This window comes from Mycobacterium sp. PTI7, assembly GCF_056679845.1.
This window is the reverse complement of the sequence record NZ_CM155252.1, coordinates 4,442,997-4,458,182: the sequence shown is the minus strand read 5'-3', so window position 1 is coordinate 4,458,182 and position 15,186 is coordinate 4,442,997. Positions and strand designations below refer to the sequence as shown.

The following is a 15,186-nucleotide window of genomic DNA, read 5'->3' as shown; positions in this document are numbered from 1 at the left end:
CGTGTCAGGCTAGCCGCCGAACAGCAGGTACAGCCCGGTGAACGTGTAGCCCACCATCACCAGCATCATCGCCAACTGGCCCGTCAGCTGGTGCCGCTTGGGCAGCACGCGCAGCGCCCGGTCGTGCGCGGCGATCACGCCCGCGACGTGGCCGAGGACCACGAACCCCACCTTCAGCGTCGCGAGCACCGCGGGGTGCATCGACAGCAGGTAGGAGACCTCGACGCCGCCCAGCCAGCCCGTGCCGAACGGATCGGCGAGCCGCAGCACCGTCTGCTGGCCGCGCTCGATCAGGTAGGTCAGGTAGTGCGCGAAGACGTAGCCGATCACGATCGGGATCAGCGAGTGCGCCATCAGGCCGGGCAGCTCGCGGCGGGTGGTGCGGTCCACGCCGCCCGTCGCCCGCGCCGCGAGGCTGAACGTCAGTCCTACGATGACGGCGAACCCCAGTAGCCCGGCGCTACGCACGAGGGCGGCCAGAAGCACCGACCCCGACGACACGTCGTCGACGAAGCCACGCCACCCCGGCATCGCCGAGAAGCTGTCGAACGCCGTCGATCCGAGCAGCACCGCCAGCACGGCCACGGTGCCCGGCCGGATCGGCAGCGACGGCAGATGGTCGAACGGGTTCCCGACGGCGATCCGGCCGTCGGCGTTGCGCCGGAACGGGGCGGCCCGCGACGCCACGACGCCGTACACCTCGAACGGGTCGGCGTTCGACGGCCACCGCCGGCCGAACACCAGCGCGCCGATCAGCGTCACGGCCAGATAGATCAGCAGCCAGAGCTGCACGGCGCCAAGAGATCCGGGGTCCGGGCTGGCGAGTTCGAGCCACACGAACGCGAAGAGTCCAAATGCCGCGGGCCAGTACCCGAGCCACGCGGGATACGTCACCGGCGGCGGACGCCGCGACATCGGCAGCAGCCGGTAGACCGTGCGCACCGGGGACAGCAGTCGCCACACCGGGCCGAGCACGACCGACAGCGCCACCAGGCCCACCCACAGCAGCACGTAGAACACACCGGGCAGTGCGTTCTCGCCGTTCTGCGGACCGACGACCGCGGCGACGCCGACCCAGACGGCCAGCAGCAGCGCGACCACCGCAACCGTCCAGCGCACCGCGGGCGCGTCGACGAGCGTGGTGCACCACCGCGGCAGCGGCCTACCCTGCGTCGCGGGGTCGAAGCGGGGCTTCTTCCAGGCGAGCGCGACGACGGCGAACGTGAACGTCAGCGCCCACGCCGCGCCGATCAGGGCGTAGGTGAACGGGATCGGCAGATCGGACGACCCGCCGAGCCCGTGCGCGAGCAGTTCGGTGGTGGTACCCGAGGTCACTGTTGGACGGCGATGGTGGCGACGGTCTTGTTCAGGTCGTGCAGTTCGACGTCGACCTTGCCGGGCACGTCGACGGTGAACTGGAACTGCTGGCCGGCCTTCGCCTCGACCGGGAACGAGTGCTCCGGGTTCGAGTGCACGTGCAGTTCGTCAGCCGCGTCGCTGTTCACCCGGATCACGATCGGCTCGCCGACCCGGGCGTCCACCTGATCGTTGGTCGGGGTGACCCGACCGTTCGCGATCGTCACGTCGACGGTCACGCGGGCGGGTGCCGCCTGGTCGTCGGTCAGCGCGGGAGCCGCCGTCGACGACGGGGCCGCCGAATCCGACGCGGCGGCACCGGCCGAGGTGGGCGCACTGCTGGTGGCGGTGTCGGTCGATCCGCCGCAGCCGGCGGTCACCAGCGCTGCGGCGGCACACGCGATCAGGGTCCGGGTCAGAGGAGTCGTCACGGTGTCCCATCTTCCCCGGACGATGCCGGCGAATCGCTGTTCAGGTCATCGTCCTCGTCGTCGCCGCGGCGCCGATCGCGCATCGCGATCCAGACGACCACTCCCACCACCGCGATCGCCGGAGCGAACGCGGGGATGGCGAGCAGCGCCGAGTGATCGGCGAGGAACTCGACCTCGGTGGTGGGTGTCATGCCTGCCCGGAGGGCTCCGGTTGCCGGTCGGAGACGCTCTTGGTCGGCTCGTTCCCGTTGAGTCGACCGGCGCCCCAGGTGAGTCCGGCGATCATGATCAGCGTGCCGGCGAGCACGGTCAGGCAGCCGATCAGCCACAGCGACTGCGGGATGTCGGTACTGCGCTCGCGCTGCAGGATGGTGATCTCCGCGACGAACGGCCTCGTCATCGACGCCTCCGCGGGCACCTCGGGGGCCCCGATGCCGGGATCGCCCTGCAGGTAGATCGGCACCGCGGCGAAGGTCCGCCCGTCGTGCAGTCGCAGCAGCGTCTTCCAGGATCCGGACACCGGCATCGGCTTGGTCGACACGTAGTGGCCCGGACCGACCTTCTCGAGCTGGTCGACGAAGATGCCGCGCTGGTTGTCCAGCCCGCCCTGCCAGCCGAGCACCGACACCCAGTTGGGGTCCTCGCTGACCAGGTCCGGCGGGTTGATCCGGATGTCGGCGGTCGCCATCCGCTGATCGCCGATGGGCGGGGCCTCGGTCAAGGTGAAGGACGCCGTGGCGTTCTGCGGTACGTCGTAGCGCAGACCGTTGGCGGTGGCGCCGCCGATCGCGATGACGGAGAGGGCGACGATGCCGACGCCGATCGCGCGGCTCGGGAGCTTCTGGTTGGTGAGCACCATGCCGACCATGGCGCCGCACACGCCGACGAGTGCCGCGACCGGCACCGCCATCGCGAGCGCCTCGGGCCAGATGCTGGTGGGCCACGAGTAGCGGTAGACGGCGTCGATCCAGAACGACTCCAGCCACAGGCCGATCGTCGCCACGCCGATGCCGCTCGCGAGGCCGAGCAGGAGCGGCTTCTTGATCAGCGGGGTGAATGCGAGGGCCTCGACCACCACGGCGGCGCCGAGGTAGAGCGCGAACCAGTTGATCGGCGCGCCGAGCACCGGTCCGACGATGATCGCCACCAGGCCACGCAGCACGATCGCCAGGACCGCCGCGATGATCGCGGCGCCGCGGCCGAGCATGATCCGCGCAGCCACCAGCGCGAACGCGCCGGCGGCGGCGATCAGCATCGGCTCGAACACCTGGCGGAACTGCATGACGCCGAAGTCGAACTCCACCTGGAAGACCGACAGGCCGATGACGATGCCGCCGAACGCCAGGTACTGGATGAACTTGATGCCGGGGCCGTCCTTGGGCTTGTCCTCGCCGACGGCGCGACGGCCCTCGTGCTCGAGGAACAGCGCGGTCAGCGTGGAGAACCCGGCGCCGCCGATCAGCATGAGGTGGGTGGGGCCCCACAGCGTGACGTCCTGGCCGAAGATGCGGTGCCAGACGTCGTCGAGCGGGAAGCCGATCAGCGCGTACAGGCCGCACCCGGCCATCAGGATGCCGCCGACCGGGGCGTACCAGTGCCGGGTGATCCGCACGGCGTACGGGCCGGGCTTCTCGTAGGGCAGGACGCAGGCCAGGCAGCCCGCGACGAACAGGATGAACAACCCGAACAGGATGAAGTAGTGCGCGGGGTTGGCGAGCGGCCCTGAGTCGCGGCCGTTGCCGATGTGCAGGCTGACGTCCCAGATGAAGCCGAACAGGGCGCTGATGATCGTCGTGATGAACAGCGCGATCGGCAGCGCGACCCACGCCGGCCGGTTGAACTTCCGGCCGGCCCACTCACCCAAGTTGTGCAACCAGGTGATCTTGCGCATTCGGTGGAGGTAGCCGATCCAGAGCAGGGCGACGCCGATGACGAGCCCGCCCACGGACAGACCGATGATCTCGTTGAGGGCGGCGCCGCCGCCCTCGCTTCCTTGAGCGGCCACGAACGTGACGTTCGACTGCAACGACTCCACTGTCATTTCCACCTGTCGATTAGAACGGATCAGGGAACCCTACCGACCGGTAATGTTGCCAGAACACCCGAGGCGATACCAGGGGTACCGCGAACATCCGTCGGTCATTTCTTCGTCGGGGGCTTCAGCACCTTCAGCGCGAGGTTCATCACCGGTCCCGGCACGCGGTCCCTGGCGTCGAGCGCCGCGTTGGCGGCCCGGGTCCGGACGGGTGTGCCGCGGCCGAACCAGGCGTTCAGCGGTCCGCCCGTAGGTTCCAGGTCGACGTGCATCGGCGGCCTCCCGTCGGCGGCGCCGAGCGCGTTCGAGATGACCATCCGCTGGATCTCGCTGGTGCCCTCGAAGATCGTGTAGAGCTTCGCGTCGCGGTACCACTTCTCGACCGGGTGGTCGGTGATGTAGCCGTAGCCGCCCATGGTCTGGATGGCGCGTTCGGTGGTCTTGACCGCCAACTCCGTGGCCGCGAGCTTGGCCATCGAGCCCTCGCCGCGTTCGAACGGCACGCCCGTCGCCGCCATCCACGACGCCCGCCACGTGAGCAGCCGGGCGGCGTCGAGTTGGGTGGCGAGGTCGGCCAGCGGGAACGCGATGCCCTGGTTGTCGATGATCGGCGCGCCGAACGCCTCGCGGTCGTTGGCGTAGCTGGTCGCGTATTCGAGTGCGGCCCTGCTGATGCCGAGTGCCTGCGCGGCGACCATCGGGCGGGTCTGCTCGAGTGCGCCGAGCGTCGCCGATCCCGAGTGCTTGCCGCCCTCGACGGCCTCGCGAGCCTTGGCCAGCTTGTGCTCGAGCTTCTCGTGACCGCCGAGCAGGTTCGCGCCGGGCACGCGGACGCCGTCGAACTTGAGTTCCGCGGTGTGCGACGCACGGCATCCCAGCTTGTCGAGTTTGCGCACCATCTCCAGGCCGGGCGTGCCGCCGGGCACGATGAACAGCGCCTGACCCTTGTGGCCCAGGTCGGGGTCCACGTTGGCGTTGACGACGTGGACGTTGGCGATGCCGCCGTTGCCGATCCACATCTTGTGGCCGTCGATGATCCAGTCGTCGCCGTCGCGGCGGGCCGTGGTGCGCAGGTTGCGCACGTCGCTGCCGCCCTCGGGTTCGGAGATCGCGAGCGCCGCGAGCTTGAGGTCGCCGGGGCTGCCGAAGCACTCCGGCGCCCACTCGAGCATCTGCTCGGGGGACGCGGCCTGCCCGATCGCCGACAGCGCCAGCGCGGGCATGACGACGGCGAGGCCGATGCCCGCACATCCCCAGAAGAGTTCCTCCATGAACATGGGCAGCGACAGACCGGTCGGGTCACCGATCAGGTCGCGGTAGAACAGCGGGCTGTAGAAGCCCTGTCGCGCAGCCTCCTCGAGCACGGGCCAGGGGAATTCCTGGCGGGCGTCGTACTCGGCGGCCACCGGTCGGACGACCTGCTCGGCGAACTCGTGCGCGCGCCGGGCGAGGTCGTGCTGGGCGATGGTGGGGGTGAGGTCGAAGCTCATGATTTACCCTCCAACTGAGTGGACATGTGTTCACTCATACCCCGGTTCGCGGCGACTGAATCGGCCTAGCGTGGGGTGATGCACCTCGGCCCGCGACTTCGCCAGCGCGACGGGGTGTCCTGCGGGCCCGCCGCCGCCGTCGCCGCCGGGGTGCTGCTCGACCCCGTCTACCGGCGCCTGGTCGGCGGCGCGGACGACGCGTGGATCGGCGCGGAGCAGCGTCGCGTGCACGCGCGGATCAACCGGTTCTGGCCGCGCGCGCTCGGCACGACCCCCGCGGCCATGGTGGCGGCGATCGACGCGCACGGCGGCGGCGTGCGCTACCGCTGGCGGCCGTGCCGCGGGCTGTGGGGCTGCCGCGATCCACTCACCGACGTGTTGGCCGCGGTGCGCTCCGACAGACCGGTGGCGATGCTGGTCGGGAACGTCCTACCCCGGCACTGGGTGCTGGTGGTCGCGTCGGAGGGCCGGATGCGGTGCTACGAACCGTCGTCCGGCCGGCTGCTCGCGCTCGATCCGGCCGACGTGCGTGCCGCCCGGCTCGCGGGCGTCGGCTATCCGCGCCCGTTCGCGTTCGTGCTGCCGCGCTGAATCTCCCGCACGCGCTCCGCGACCGCGACGTCGCCGGTCCGGGTCAGACCCTCGACGACGCCATCGCGGTTGCGGTCGGGCTGGTTCTGCGACATCTTGGCCTTCCCCTCCACCGCGGTGACCGGCAGCGAGATGCCCACGATGGCCTTGAGTTGGCCCGCCACGAACGACTCGGGCGCATCGCTCACCTGCCAGGGCTCCGTGCGACCGTCCTCGTGCAGGTCGGTGAGCCGGGTGACGAGGTCGAGCACCCAGTCGGCGTCGTCGTGGACGACCAGGCGGCCGTACACGGCGAGCACGTCGTAGTTCCACGTCGGCACCACCTTGCCGGTCTCGGCCTTCGTGGCATAGAAGCCGGGGGAGACGTAGGCGTGCGGGCCGGCGAACGTCGCGACCGACTCGGCGCCGTCGGCGAACGCATGCGGGTTCGCGCGGGCGACGTGCCCGATCAGCGCGTGCTCGGTGGCGTCGTACATCAGCGGGAGCGGCGTGACGATCAAGCCGTCCGACGTGTGCGACACCAGGTGGCCGAACCGGACCGCGGCGAGCGCCGAGGCGGTCTCGTCGGGCGTCATGGCGAACTTCGGCGGTACGTACATTGGTGCGTTCAGCCTAGTCGCGCCGGACTTAGCCTGAATGGATGACGCCGGCCACGAAACGCTATGCGGTGATCACGTTCCTGGTGGCCTGGATCGCGCTGCCGCTCGGGATCTTCGTGCTCAACGAGCTGCCGGACCCGTGGTTCCAGGTCGCGTGCTGGGTGATCCTGGTGTTCGTCCTGTTGTGGGTGTGGCTGATGGTGCGCAGTATCCGCGAGGGTTAGCGGAACGCGTCCGTTCGAACATATGATCGAACCGTGGGGATGCAGTCGATCGGGCACACCGGGCAGCCGGCGCCCCCTGCCTTCCGCCGGATCGATCCGCCGGTGGACGTCCTGGTCGACCTCGGCGCCGTCTTCCCCCGGGAGCCGCACCGCGCCGGCGGCTACCACCCGTCGGGACTGCAGATGCACGCCGTCGTCGAGGGCCGGCTGAGCTGCTGGGGGATGTGCGAGCAGGGGCACTGGTGGGGCTGGGTCACCTACGACGTCGCATACGGGCCCAACCGGAGGTCCGTGACGCACTGGGTGCCGGCCTGGACGCTCAAGCGGCCGTGACCCTGGCGCCGGTTAGGTTGGGGACATGGCCCGCAAGTACGCGACGGCGGACACCGTCGCCCGCAGCGAGATGCTCGACTTCGTCCGACCGCGCCACCACATGGTGCTGACCACCTACCGCTCCGACGGATCGCTGCAGAGTTCACCAGTCAGCGGCGGCGTCGACGCCGAGGGCCGCATCGTGGTGGCCACCTATCCGCAGCGCGCCAAGGTCGCGAACCTCCGTCGCGATCCGCGGGCCAGCGTGATGGTGCTGTCCGACGACTTCAACGGCGCCTACGTTCAGGTGGACGGCGCCGCCGAGGTGGTCGACCTGCCCGACGCCGTTGAGCCCCTCGTCGAGTACTTCCGGGTGATCGCCGGCGAACACTCCGACTGGGACGAGTATCGTCGCGCCATGGTCGAGCAGGGCAAATGCTTGATCCGGGTGACGCCGGAGCGGTGGGGCCCGGTGGCCACCGGCGGATTCCCGCCGCAGTAGTTCCGCCAGGCGGCCGCGTTGCGGCGGCTAGCTCGTCAAACTATAGTCTGGACACATGTCCAGAGCCCTTCCGTCGACTCTGGTCGCGGTGAACTGACCATGCGGATCGCCCTGCTCTCCTACCGGAGCAAGACGCATTGTGGTGGGCAGGGCGTGTACGTCCGGCACCTGAGTCGCGGCCTCGTAGAACTCGGTCACGAAGTCGAGGTGTTCTCCGGCCCTCCCTATCCCGGCGGACTGGACCCTCGCGTCCGGCTGACCGAGGTGCCCAGCCTCGACCTCTACCGCGAACCCGATCCGTTCCGGGTGCCGCGGCCCAGCGAGATCCACGACCGCATCGACCTGCTCGAGCTGCTGAGCACGTGGACCGCCGCGTTCCCCGAGCCGCGGACGTTCTGCATGCGGATGTCGCGCATCCTCGCCGACCGCCGCGACGACTTCGACGTCGTCCACGACAACCAGAGCCTCGGCACCGCGCTGCTCGACATTGCCGGACTCGGCCTGCCGGTGGTCGCCACCGTGCACCACCCGATCACCCGGGACCGCGTCGTCGACGTCGCCGCCGCGGCGTGGTGGCGCAAGCCGCTGGTGCGCCGGTGGTACGGCTTCGCCGAGATGCAGAAGAAGGTCGCCCGCCAGATCCCCGAGCTGCTCACCGTGTCGTCCACGTCGGCCGCCGACATCGCCGAGGACTTCGGCGTCTCGCCGAGCCAGCTGCAGGTCGTGCCGCTGGGCGTCGACACCGAATTGTTCACGCCCGCACCGAATCGCGTGCGCAACCGCATCATCGCGATCGCCAGCGCCGACGTGCCGCTCAAGGGCGTCAGCCACCTGCTGCACGCGGTGGCGCGGCTGCGCGTCGAACGCGACGTCGAGGTGCAGCTGGTCGCCAAGCTGGAGCCCAACGGCCCCACCGAGAAGCTGATCGCCGAGCTGGGCATCTCCGACATCGTCCACATCTCCAGCGGCGTGTCCGACGCGGACCTCGCGAAGCTGCTGTCGTCGGCCGAGGTGGCCTGCATCCCGTCGCTCTACGAGGGGTTCTCGCTGCCCGCCGTCGAGGCCATGGCCAGCGGCACGCCGATCGTCGCGAGCCGCGCGGGCGCGCTGCCCGAGGTCGTCGGATCCGACGGCGAGTGCGCGCGACTGGTCAACCCGGGTGACGTCGACGACCTCACCGCGACCCTCGGCGACCTGCTGGACTCGCCCCTGGAGCTGCACCGCCTCGGAGCGGCCGGCCGGCGACGGGCACTCGACGTCTTCAGCTGGGAATCGGTGGCCGCGCAGACCGTCGCGGTGTACGAACGGGCAATCGAGAAGTCGAACAGGAAGGCAGGCGCATGCTGACGGTCGACTTCGACCATCTGGGGGTCGGTTCGGGCACCACCGTGATCGACGTGGGGTGCGGCGCAGGCCGGCACTCGTTCGAGGCGTTCCGCCGCGGCGCCGACGTGGTGGCCTTCGATCAGAGCGCCGAGGACCTCAACGACGTCGACGCGATCCTGCAGGCGATGGCCGACCAGGGCGAGGCGCCGGCGTCCGCCAAGGCCGAGGCCGTCAAGGGCGATGCCCTCGAACTGCCCTACGCCGACGGCACGTTCGACGTCGTGATGGCGTCGGAGATCCTCGAGCACGTGCCCGCCGACGACCGTGCGATCGCCGAGCTGGTGCGGGTGCTCAAGCCCGGCGGCCGGCTCGCCGTCACCGTCCCGCGCTGGCTGCCCGAGAAGGTGTGCTGGCTGCTGTCCGACGAGTACCACGCCAACGAGGGCGGGCACATCCGGATCTATCGTGCCGACGAGTTGCAGGCGAAGATCACCGCGCTCGGAATGGAATTCGATCGCCGCCACCACGCGCACGCCCTGCATGCGCCGTTCTGGTGGCTCAAGTGCGCGGTGGGCGTCGAGAAGCCGAACCATCCCGCCGTCGCCGCCTATCACAAGCTGCTGGTGTGGGACATGATGTCGCGACCGTGGCTGACCCGCCAGGCCGAGGCGGCGCTGAACCCGCTGATCGGCAAGAGCGTCGCGCTGTACTTCCGCAAGCCCCTGGCGACCCGGGGCGACGGGGATGTGACGGCCTAGTGCGTCAGCACGAGATCCCCGGCGTGGCGGGCGTTCTCACGCCCGAGCAGTGCCGTCGGACCGGCGAGTCCATCGCAGCCACCCAGGAGTCGACGGGTGCGCTGCCGTGGTTCGACGGCGGGCATACCGACCCGTGGGATCACGTGGAGAACGCGATGGCGCTCAGCGTCACCGGGCTGTGGGACGAGGCGCGGGCCGGTTACGACTGGTGCCGGGACACGCAGCGCGCCGACGGCTCCTGGCCGATCCAGTTCCGCAACGGCGTGATCGAGGACGCCAACAGCGACAGCAACTTCTGCGCCTACATCGCCACCGGCGTCTGGCACCACGTGCTGGTGACCCGCGACCGCGGCTTCGCCGAGGACATGTGGCCGGTGGTGAGCAAGGCCATCGACTTCGTGCTGACGCTGCAGCTCGACGGCGGCCAGATCGCCTGGGCCGCAAGCCCTGCCGGGATCATCCAGGAGGCGCTGCTCACCGGGAACTCGAGCGTCTACCACGCCATCCGGTGCGCGATCGCGCTGTCGAACTACCTGGGCGAGCCGCAGCCGGAGTGGGAGGTGGCGGTCGGTCAGCTAGGCCACGCCATCGCCGAACACCCGGAGTCGTTCCTGGCCAAGGACACCCACTCGATGGAGTGGTACTACCCGGTGCTCGGCGGCGCCATCCGCGGCGAGGCGGCGCGGGCGCGCATCGACGCCCGCTGGGACGAGTTCGTGGTCCCCGGTCTCGGCATCCGCTGCATCGACCACCGCCCGTGGGTGACCGGCGCCGAGACCTGCGAGCTGGTGATGGCCCTGGATGCGATGGGTGACACCGCCCGCGCGCACGCCCAATTCGCGGCGATGCACCACCTGCGCGAGACCGACGGGTCGTACTGGACGGGCCTGGTGTTCTCCGACGGCAAGCGCTGGCCGGTCGAGCGGACCACGTGGACCGGCGCGGCGATGATCCTCGCCGCCGACGCGCTGTCCTCGACGACCGCCGCCAGTGGGATCTTCCGCGGCCACGACCTGCCGCGCGGACTCGAGAACGAGTTCGACTGCGCGTGCGCGTCGCGCCGCTAGTCCTTTCGCGCTCTGCGCCGAGTGTGGGGTTATGCCACGCCATATCGCGAAAAGCGTGACATAGGTACACATTCGGCGAGCCATGGGCAGTGCGCGGCTCGCAGGGCGTCGATGACGCGCTCGACGATCACCCACGGCCGGTTGCGCAACAGTTCCGCGCTCACTCGAATGATGGTCCACCGCCGGTCGGAGAGAGCGGCATAGCGATCGATGTCGCGGGAGCGTTGTACGGGGTCGGTCCAGTGCTGCTCGCCGTCGTACTCGACGCCGACCTTCAGATCGGGCCAGCCCATGTCGATTCGAGCGAAGACATGGCCGTGGTCATCGACGACCTCGATCTGCGTGACGGGCCGCTGCATCCCCGCCCGCAGGAGCATCAGGCGGGTTCGGGTCTCCTGCGGCGACTCGGCGCCGCCGTCCATCAGATCGATCACCTCGCGAAGCCCCACGATGCCGCGGGCGCCGCAGTGTGCAGCCAGGAGAGGCGTCACGTCAGCCGCGGTGAGGCCGGTCGCCCGAGCCAGGGCATCGACTCGCGTCAGTGCCATCGGCAGGGGGCGCCGTCTGCCGACGTCGAATGCGGTGCGTGCGGGTGTGGTCACCGGAATCCCCGAGATCGCGCACACCTCGTCGTCGGTCAACCGTTCACGGTGCACGACGATGTCGTTGGCACTGGCGTTCGTGCGGGTCAACTCCGCGGGCTCGTCGACTCCGATCCACCGAGACCCGTGCAGTGCAGCGGCCGACACTCCCGCCACCGTCGCCTGCCGGCCGGACCACAGCCACGCCGCCACGGCTCGCGACGCCGGGGTCAGCTCCTCGCCCGGCGGGAGGTAGACGTTGCGGTAGATCGGTCGAGCGCGGCTGGCGAGCGTGCGTCTCGAGTAGCGGCCCTGCGCGACTGCCTCGGTGCCGATGAACGGCCCAGGTGGGTACGACATGCGGCCAGCACATCCCGAGGCACCGACGCGATCACGGTAGGCCGAGCCTCCCGCGCCGGCGCCTGGGGACGAATGCGCGACTGTGGACGAACTCCGTCGCTAGTCCCGCCGAACGTTGATTACCGCCACGGTTTCAGCCGAAAAGCGTGGCGGTAACCAACGTTCGGCGAAGAAGGGGGGAGGGGGGCTCTCACACTCGGGGGCGGGCCACCCGCTCGAGGAGCCGCAGCGACCCGGTGGCGAGCACCTCGCGGAACTCCTCGGACTCCAGCGCGCGCTGGTAGATGTGGAACGGCGCCTGGCCGCCCTCGTCGGGGTTGGGGAAGACGTCGTGAATGACGAGGCCGCCGCCCACCTCGACCCACCTGGCCCAGCCGTCGAAGTCGCGCTGGGCGGCCTCCTCGGTGTGGCCGCCGTCGATGAACAGAAATCGAAGCGGCGTCCGCCAGCCGCGGGCGACCACCGTCGACTTGCCCACCACGGCAACCACGTGGTCGTCGAGGCCGGCGCCGTCGAGCGTGTGGCGCAGCGTCGGCAGCGTGTCGAACAGCCCGGTGACCGGGTCGACCATCGTGGTGTCGTGGTACTCCCAGCCCGGCTGGTGCTCCTCGGAGCCGTGGTGGTGGTCGATGGTGAACAGCACGCCGCCCGAGGTCTGCGCCGCCGCGCCCAGCATGACCGTCGACTTGCCGCAGTACGTCCCGATCTCCACGCCGACGCCGTCACCCAGGTAGCGGACCGCCGCGTCGTAGAGCGCGCGTCCCTCGTCGGCGGGCATGAACCCGACGATGGTCTCCGCATACGCGAACAAGCGCTCGGCGGCGGGCGGAAGGGCGGTGTCGGTGGGGGTGTCGGCGGCGCTCACGACAGCCAACCTACCGTTGCCGGGACACCGGGGTTGTAGTAGCGTCCAGACACGTGTCCGATCCGGCTCTGGAGTCGACTCGGCGCCGTCTGACCGCCAAACAGGCCGACACCGTCGACCGCCTGGGCAGAGCCGCGGTCGACCTCCTCAATCGCGACGGGTTCGCCAATCTCACCGTGCGCCGGGTGGCCGCCGAGGCCGGGGTCGGCGCCGCCACCGCGTACACGTACTTCTCGTCCAAGGAGCACCTCGTCGCCGAGGTGTTCTGGCGCAGGCTCGCCGGTGCGCCACCCGCCACCCACGAGTCCGACGACTCGGCCTCCCGCGTGGTCGACGTGCTGAGCCACATCGCGCTGCTCGTCGCCGACGAGCCGGAGTTCGCCGGAGCGGTGACCAGCGCGCTGCTGGGTCGCGATCCCGACGTCGAGGTGCTGCGCCAGCGCATCGGCCGCGACATCCGCGACCGGCTCACCGCGGCGTTGCAGCCCCGGGCCGATCCGGACGTCATCGATTCGCTGGAGATGCTGTACTCCGGAGCGCTGGTCCGCGCCGGGATGGGTTACTCGTCCTATACCGAGATCGCCGCGCGCCTCGAGAAGTCCGCTCGCCTCATGCTGGGCTGACGCGCGGTCCCAGGATCGCCGTCGCCGCGGTCACGGCCGGTTCCAGGATGCCGCGCAGGTCGTCGCCGTCCTCGACGGTGAGCGCGGTGAGTTCACGTAGGCCGCCGAGCAGGATCAGGGCGAGCGGTCGCGGGATCGGGGACAGGCCGGACCGCCGGAAGCCCGGGCTGTCGGTCAGGTCGACGAGCATGTCGGTCAGAGCGCCCATCGCCAGCCGGTGCAGGGGCAGCGCCGCCGCGCCGAGGGCGGGTGCCTCGCGGATCCAGCTCAGGGTGATGGCCGTGCGTGACGCGATGTGGTCGACGTATGCCGTTGCCGCGCTGCGGATCTGGACGTGCCACTCGGCGTCCGGCGCGACGGCGGCGCGGATGCCCTCGATCATCTCGTCGTTGTTGGTCCGGAGCAGCGCGATGAAGCACTCCTCCTTGCTCGCGAACTCGCCGTAGAACGTGCGCTTGGAGGTCTTCGCGTTGCGGACGATGTCGGCGACGGTGGTGTCCCGGTAACCGCGCTCCTCGATCGCGCGGGTGAGCCCGTCGAGCAGCCGGTCCCGAAAGCCCTGCGTGCCTTGCTCGTTCAGCTCCGTGGTGGCGGTGTCCGACACTGCATCACCTCCGACCCTTGCGCGTGTGTGGTACCAGCCGGTACCGTACCTCGTGAACGACCGGTACATCGCAGTACCGCGCGACGGGTTGGAGGACCACGTGAGCCAGACGACCATCGACGACGCATCCGCGTCCCCGGGGGCCGGCGCCCGGCCCGCCAAGCTGCCACCCGGCCCGCGCTGGCCCACGTTCGCGCAGGGCATCGCCTATGCGGTGTCGCGGACGTGGACCGTCGGCCGTCTCACCCGCCGGCACGGCGACGTCATCTCGATGACGCTGCCCGTGTTCGGCCGCTCCGTCGTGGTCGCGGACCCGCAGTTGGCCAAGCAGCTCTTCGCGGCCAACACCGACGACGTCGGCAACATCCAGCCGAACCTCAGCCGGGTGCTGGGCTCGGGGTCGGTGTTCGCACTCGACCGCGCCGAGCACCGTCGCCGCCGCAAGCTGCTCACCCCGCCGTTCCACGGCAAGAGCATCAAGAACTACGAGCGGATCTTCGAGGAGGAGACGCTGCGCGAGGCCGAGTCATGGCCTGAGGGAGTCGAATTCGAGACTCTCGAGCCGATGATGCGGATCACGCTCAACGCCATCCTGCGGGCCGTGTTCGGCGCCGACGGCGAGCGCCTCGACGAACTGCGCGAGATCATCCCTCCCTGGGTGACGCTCGGATCCCGACTGGCCGTCCTGCCCGTGCCAAGCCGCAACCTCGGGCGCCTCTCGCCGTGGGGCCGGCTGGCCGAGTACCGCAGGCGCTACGACGCCGTCGTCGACCAGTTGGTCGAGGACGTCAGGGCCGATCCCGGCTTCGACGACCGGGACGACGTGCTGGCGGTCCTGCTGCGCAGCACCTATGAGGACGGCAGCGCCATGTCGCAGCGCGACATCGCCGACGAGCTGCTGACGCTGCTCGCCGCGGGTCACGAGACGACGGCCTCGACGCTGGCATGGGTGTTCGAGCGGGTCACCCGTCACCCCGAGGTGCTCACCGCACTCGAGGCCGAGGCCGGCACCGACGACAACGAGTACCGCCAGGCCACCATCCTCGAGACCCAGCGCATCCGCACCGTCATCGACTTCGCGGGCAGGCACGTCTACTCGCCGACGTTCGAGCTGGGCGAATGGGTGATCCCGCGTGGCTACTCGATCACGGTGGCGATCCGCGAGCTGCACAACCGCGAGCAGGACTTCCCGGGGTCGGCCGCCTTCGACCCGCAACGGTTCCTCGGCGGGGGCAGGCCGCCGCTGTCGTTCCTGCCGTTCGGCGGCGGCACCCGCCGCTGCGTCGGTGCGGTGTTCGCCAACGTCGAGATGGACGTCGTCCTCCGAACGGTGTTGCGGCACTTCGTGGTTCAGACGACCACGGCGCCCGACGAGAAGATCCACTCCCGCGGCGTGGCCTACACGCCGAAGGCGGGTGGACGCGTGGTGCTGCGGCGCCGCGCCACCCCTCTCGCCCCGTGA

The 15,186-nt window shown here is 70.2% G+C and carries 18 protein-coding genes; 9 read left to right on the top strand and 9 right to left on the bottom strand.

Annotation, left to right across the window (positions count from 1 at the left end; translation table 11 throughout):
• Positions 1–9: 9 nt before the first annotated feature.
• The 5 genes from AC1MEY_RS21470 to AC1MEY_RS21450 all read right to left on the bottom strand — a co-directional run bounded on the left by AC1MEY_RS21470 (position 10) and on the right by AC1MEY_RS21450 (position 5,312).
• Positions 10–1,335 carry a hypothetical protein gene (locus AC1MEY_RS21470; RefSeq protein WP_480227407.1) on the bottom strand — a complete coding sequence of 442 codons (1,326 nt, stop codon included), beginning with the start codon at positions 1,333–1,335 and terminating at the stop codon, positions 10–12.
• The gene (locus AC1MEY_RS21465) at positions 1,332–1,787 is read right to left on the bottom strand and encodes a hypothetical protein (protein WP_480227406.1); all 456 of its coding nucleotides are present in this window, start codon (positions 1,785–1,787) and stop codon (positions 1,332–1,334) included. The genes AC1MEY_RS21470 and AC1MEY_RS21465 overlap by 4 nt, the downstream gene beginning before the upstream one ends.
• On the bottom strand, positions 1,784–1,978 hold the full coding sequence (locus AC1MEY_RS21460) for a hypothetical protein (protein ID WP_480227405.1): 195 nt from the start codon (positions 1,976–1,978) through the stop codon (positions 1,784–1,786). Before AC1MEY_RS21460 ends, AC1MEY_RS21465 begins: the two co-directional genes overlap by 4 nt.
• Entirely contained in the window at positions 1,975–3,828 is a 1,854-nt protein-coding gene (locus tag AC1MEY_RS21455) for a hypothetical protein (RefSeq protein WP_480231607.1), read from the bottom strand. The genes AC1MEY_RS21460 and AC1MEY_RS21455 overlap by 4 nt, the downstream gene beginning before the upstream one ends.
• 98 nt (positions 3,829–3,926) lie before the next feature.
• On the bottom strand, positions 3,927–5,312 hold the full coding sequence (locus AC1MEY_RS21450) for an acyl-CoA dehydrogenase family protein (RefSeq protein ID WP_480227404.1): 1,386 nt from the start codon (positions 5,310–5,312) through the stop codon (positions 3,927–3,929).
• A 78-nt stretch (positions 5,313–5,390) separates the two neighbouring features.
• Between AC1MEY_RS21450 and AC1MEY_RS21445 the strand changes: the two genes are divergently transcribed.
• Positions 5,391–5,903: a hypothetical protein gene (locus AC1MEY_RS21445; RefSeq protein WP_480227403.1), complete on the top strand. Its 513-nt coding sequence runs from the start codon at positions 5,391–5,393 to the stop codon at positions 5,901–5,903.
• Here AC1MEY_RS21445 and AC1MEY_RS21440 read toward each other — a convergent pair.
• Positions 5,867–6,502: an FMN-binding negative transcriptional regulator gene (locus AC1MEY_RS21440; RefSeq protein ID WP_480227402.1), complete on the bottom strand. Its 636-nt coding sequence runs from the start codon at positions 6,500–6,502 to the stop codon at positions 5,867–5,869. The genes AC1MEY_RS21445 and AC1MEY_RS21440 overlap by 37 nt on opposite strands.
• 41 nt (positions 6,503–6,543) lie before the next feature.
• On the opposite strand from AC1MEY_RS21440, the gene AC1MEY_RS21435 reads away from it, so the two are divergent.
• The 6 genes from AC1MEY_RS21435 to AC1MEY_RS21410 all read left to right on the top strand — a co-directional run bounded on the left by AC1MEY_RS21435 (position 6,544) and on the right by AC1MEY_RS21410 (position 10,691).
• A complete protein-coding gene (locus AC1MEY_RS21435) occupies positions 6,544–6,726 on the top strand; it encodes a hypothetical protein (protein WP_480227401.1) in 183 nt (60 codons plus the stop codon).
• A 39-nt stretch (positions 6,727–6,765) separates the two neighbouring features.
• Positions 6,766–7,059: a hypothetical protein gene (locus AC1MEY_RS21430; RefSeq protein WP_480231606.1), complete on the top strand. Its 294-nt coding sequence runs from the start codon at positions 6,766–6,768 to the stop codon at positions 7,057–7,059.
• Between the two features lie 25 nt (positions 7,060–7,084).
• Entirely contained in the window at positions 7,085–7,540 is a 456-nt protein-coding gene (locus AC1MEY_RS21425; protein WP_480227400.1) for a PPOX class F420-dependent oxidoreductase, read from the top strand.
• Between the two features lie 99 nt (positions 7,541–7,639).
• Positions 7,640–8,887: a glycosyltransferase family 4 protein gene (locus tag AC1MEY_RS21420; RefSeq protein WP_480227399.1), complete on the top strand. Its 1,248-nt coding sequence runs from the start codon at positions 7,640–7,642 to the stop codon at positions 8,885–8,887.
• Positions 8,881–9,624 carry a class I SAM-dependent methyltransferase gene (locus AC1MEY_RS21415; protein WP_480227398.1) on the top strand — a complete coding sequence of 248 codons (744 nt, stop codon included), beginning with the start codon at positions 8,881–8,883 and terminating at the stop codon, positions 9,622–9,624. Before AC1MEY_RS21420 ends, AC1MEY_RS21415 begins: the two co-directional genes overlap by 7 nt.
• The gene (locus AC1MEY_RS21410; RefSeq protein ID WP_480227397.1) at positions 9,624–10,691 is read left to right on the top strand and encodes a prenyltransferase; all 1,068 of its coding nucleotides are present in this window, start codon (positions 9,624–9,626) and stop codon (positions 10,689–10,691) included. The genes AC1MEY_RS21415 and AC1MEY_RS21410 overlap by 1 nt, the downstream gene beginning before the upstream one ends.
• A 29-nt stretch (positions 10,692–10,720) precedes the next feature.
• Here the strand turns inward: AC1MEY_RS21410 and AC1MEY_RS21405 are convergent, their stop codons facing one another.
• Positions 10,721–11,383, bottom strand: coding sequence for an endonuclease domain-containing protein (locus tag AC1MEY_RS21405; RefSeq protein ID WP_480227396.1), 663 nt, complete (start codon positions 11,381–11,383; stop codon positions 10,721–10,723).
• Between the two features lie 439 nt (positions 11,384–11,822).
• Entirely contained in the window at positions 11,823–12,497 is a 675-nt protein-coding gene (locus AC1MEY_RS21400; protein ID WP_480227395.1) for a class I SAM-dependent methyltransferase, read from the bottom strand.
• A 53-nt stretch (positions 12,498–12,550) separates the two neighbouring features.
• Here AC1MEY_RS21400 and AC1MEY_RS21395 point away from each other — a divergent pair, with 53 nt between their 5' ends.
• Positions 12,551–13,120 carry a TetR/AcrR family transcriptional regulator gene (locus AC1MEY_RS21395; RefSeq protein ID WP_480227394.1) on the top strand — a complete coding sequence of 190 codons (570 nt, stop codon included), beginning with the start codon at positions 12,551–12,553 and terminating at the stop codon, positions 13,118–13,120.
• On the opposite strand, the gene AC1MEY_RS21390 is transcribed toward AC1MEY_RS21395, so the two are convergent.
• Positions 13,107–13,724, bottom strand: a complete 618-nt coding sequence (locus tag AC1MEY_RS21390) for a TetR/AcrR family transcriptional regulator (protein WP_480227393.1) — start codon at positions 13,722–13,724, stop codon at positions 13,107–13,109. The two genes, AC1MEY_RS21395 and AC1MEY_RS21390, sit on opposite strands and share 14 nt — an antisense overlap.
• Positions 13,725–13,824: 100 nt before the next feature.
• Here AC1MEY_RS21390 and AC1MEY_RS21385 point away from each other — a divergent pair, with 100 nt between their 5' ends.
• Positions 13,825–15,186 (top strand): cytochrome P450, encoded by a 1,362-nt coding sequence (locus tag AC1MEY_RS21385; protein ID WP_480227392.1) that lies wholly within the window; start codon positions 13,825–13,827, stop codon positions 15,184–15,186.

Excerpts from the sequence above, each read along its gene's own strand:
- AC1MEY_RS21460 (WP_480227405.1), bottom strand. The coding sequence starts at position 1,978 with ATGACACCCACCACCGAGGTCGAGTTCCTCGCCGATCACTCGGCGCTG.
- AC1MEY_RS21455 (WP_480231607.1), bottom strand. The coding sequence starts at position 3,828 with ATGACAGTGGAGTCGTTGCAGTCGAACGTCACGTTCGTGGCCGCTCAA.
- AC1MEY_RS21450 (WP_480227404.1), bottom strand. The coding sequence starts at position 5,312 with ATGAGCTTCGACCTCACCCCCACCATCGCCCAGCACGACCTCGCCCGG.
- AC1MEY_RS21445 (WP_480227403.1), top strand. The coding sequence starts at position 5,391 with ATGCACCTCGGCCCGCGACTTCGCCAGCGCGACGGGGTGTCCTGCGGG.
- AC1MEY_RS21440 (WP_480227402.1), bottom strand. The coding sequence starts at position 6,502 with ATGTACGTACCGCCGAAGTTCGCCATGACGCCCGACGAGACCGCCTCG.
- AC1MEY_RS21435 (WP_480227401.1), top strand. The coding sequence starts at position 6,544 with ATGACGCCGGCCACGAAACGCTATGCGGTGATCACGTTCCTGGTGGCC.
- AC1MEY_RS21430 (WP_480231606.1), top strand. The coding sequence starts at position 6,766 with ATGCAGTCGATCGGGCACACCGGGCAGCCGGCGCCCCCTGCCTTCCGC.
- AC1MEY_RS21425 (WP_480227400.1), top strand. The coding sequence starts at position 7,085 with ATGGCCCGCAAGTACGCGACGGCGGACACCGTCGCCCGCAGCGAGATG.
- AC1MEY_RS21420 (WP_480227399.1), top strand. The coding sequence starts at position 7,640 with ATGCGGATCGCCCTGCTCTCCTACCGGAGCAAGACGCATTGTGGTGGG.
- AC1MEY_RS21415 (WP_480227398.1), top strand. The coding sequence starts at position 8,881 with ATGCTGACGGTCGACTTCGACCATCTGGGGGTCGGTTCGGGCACCACC.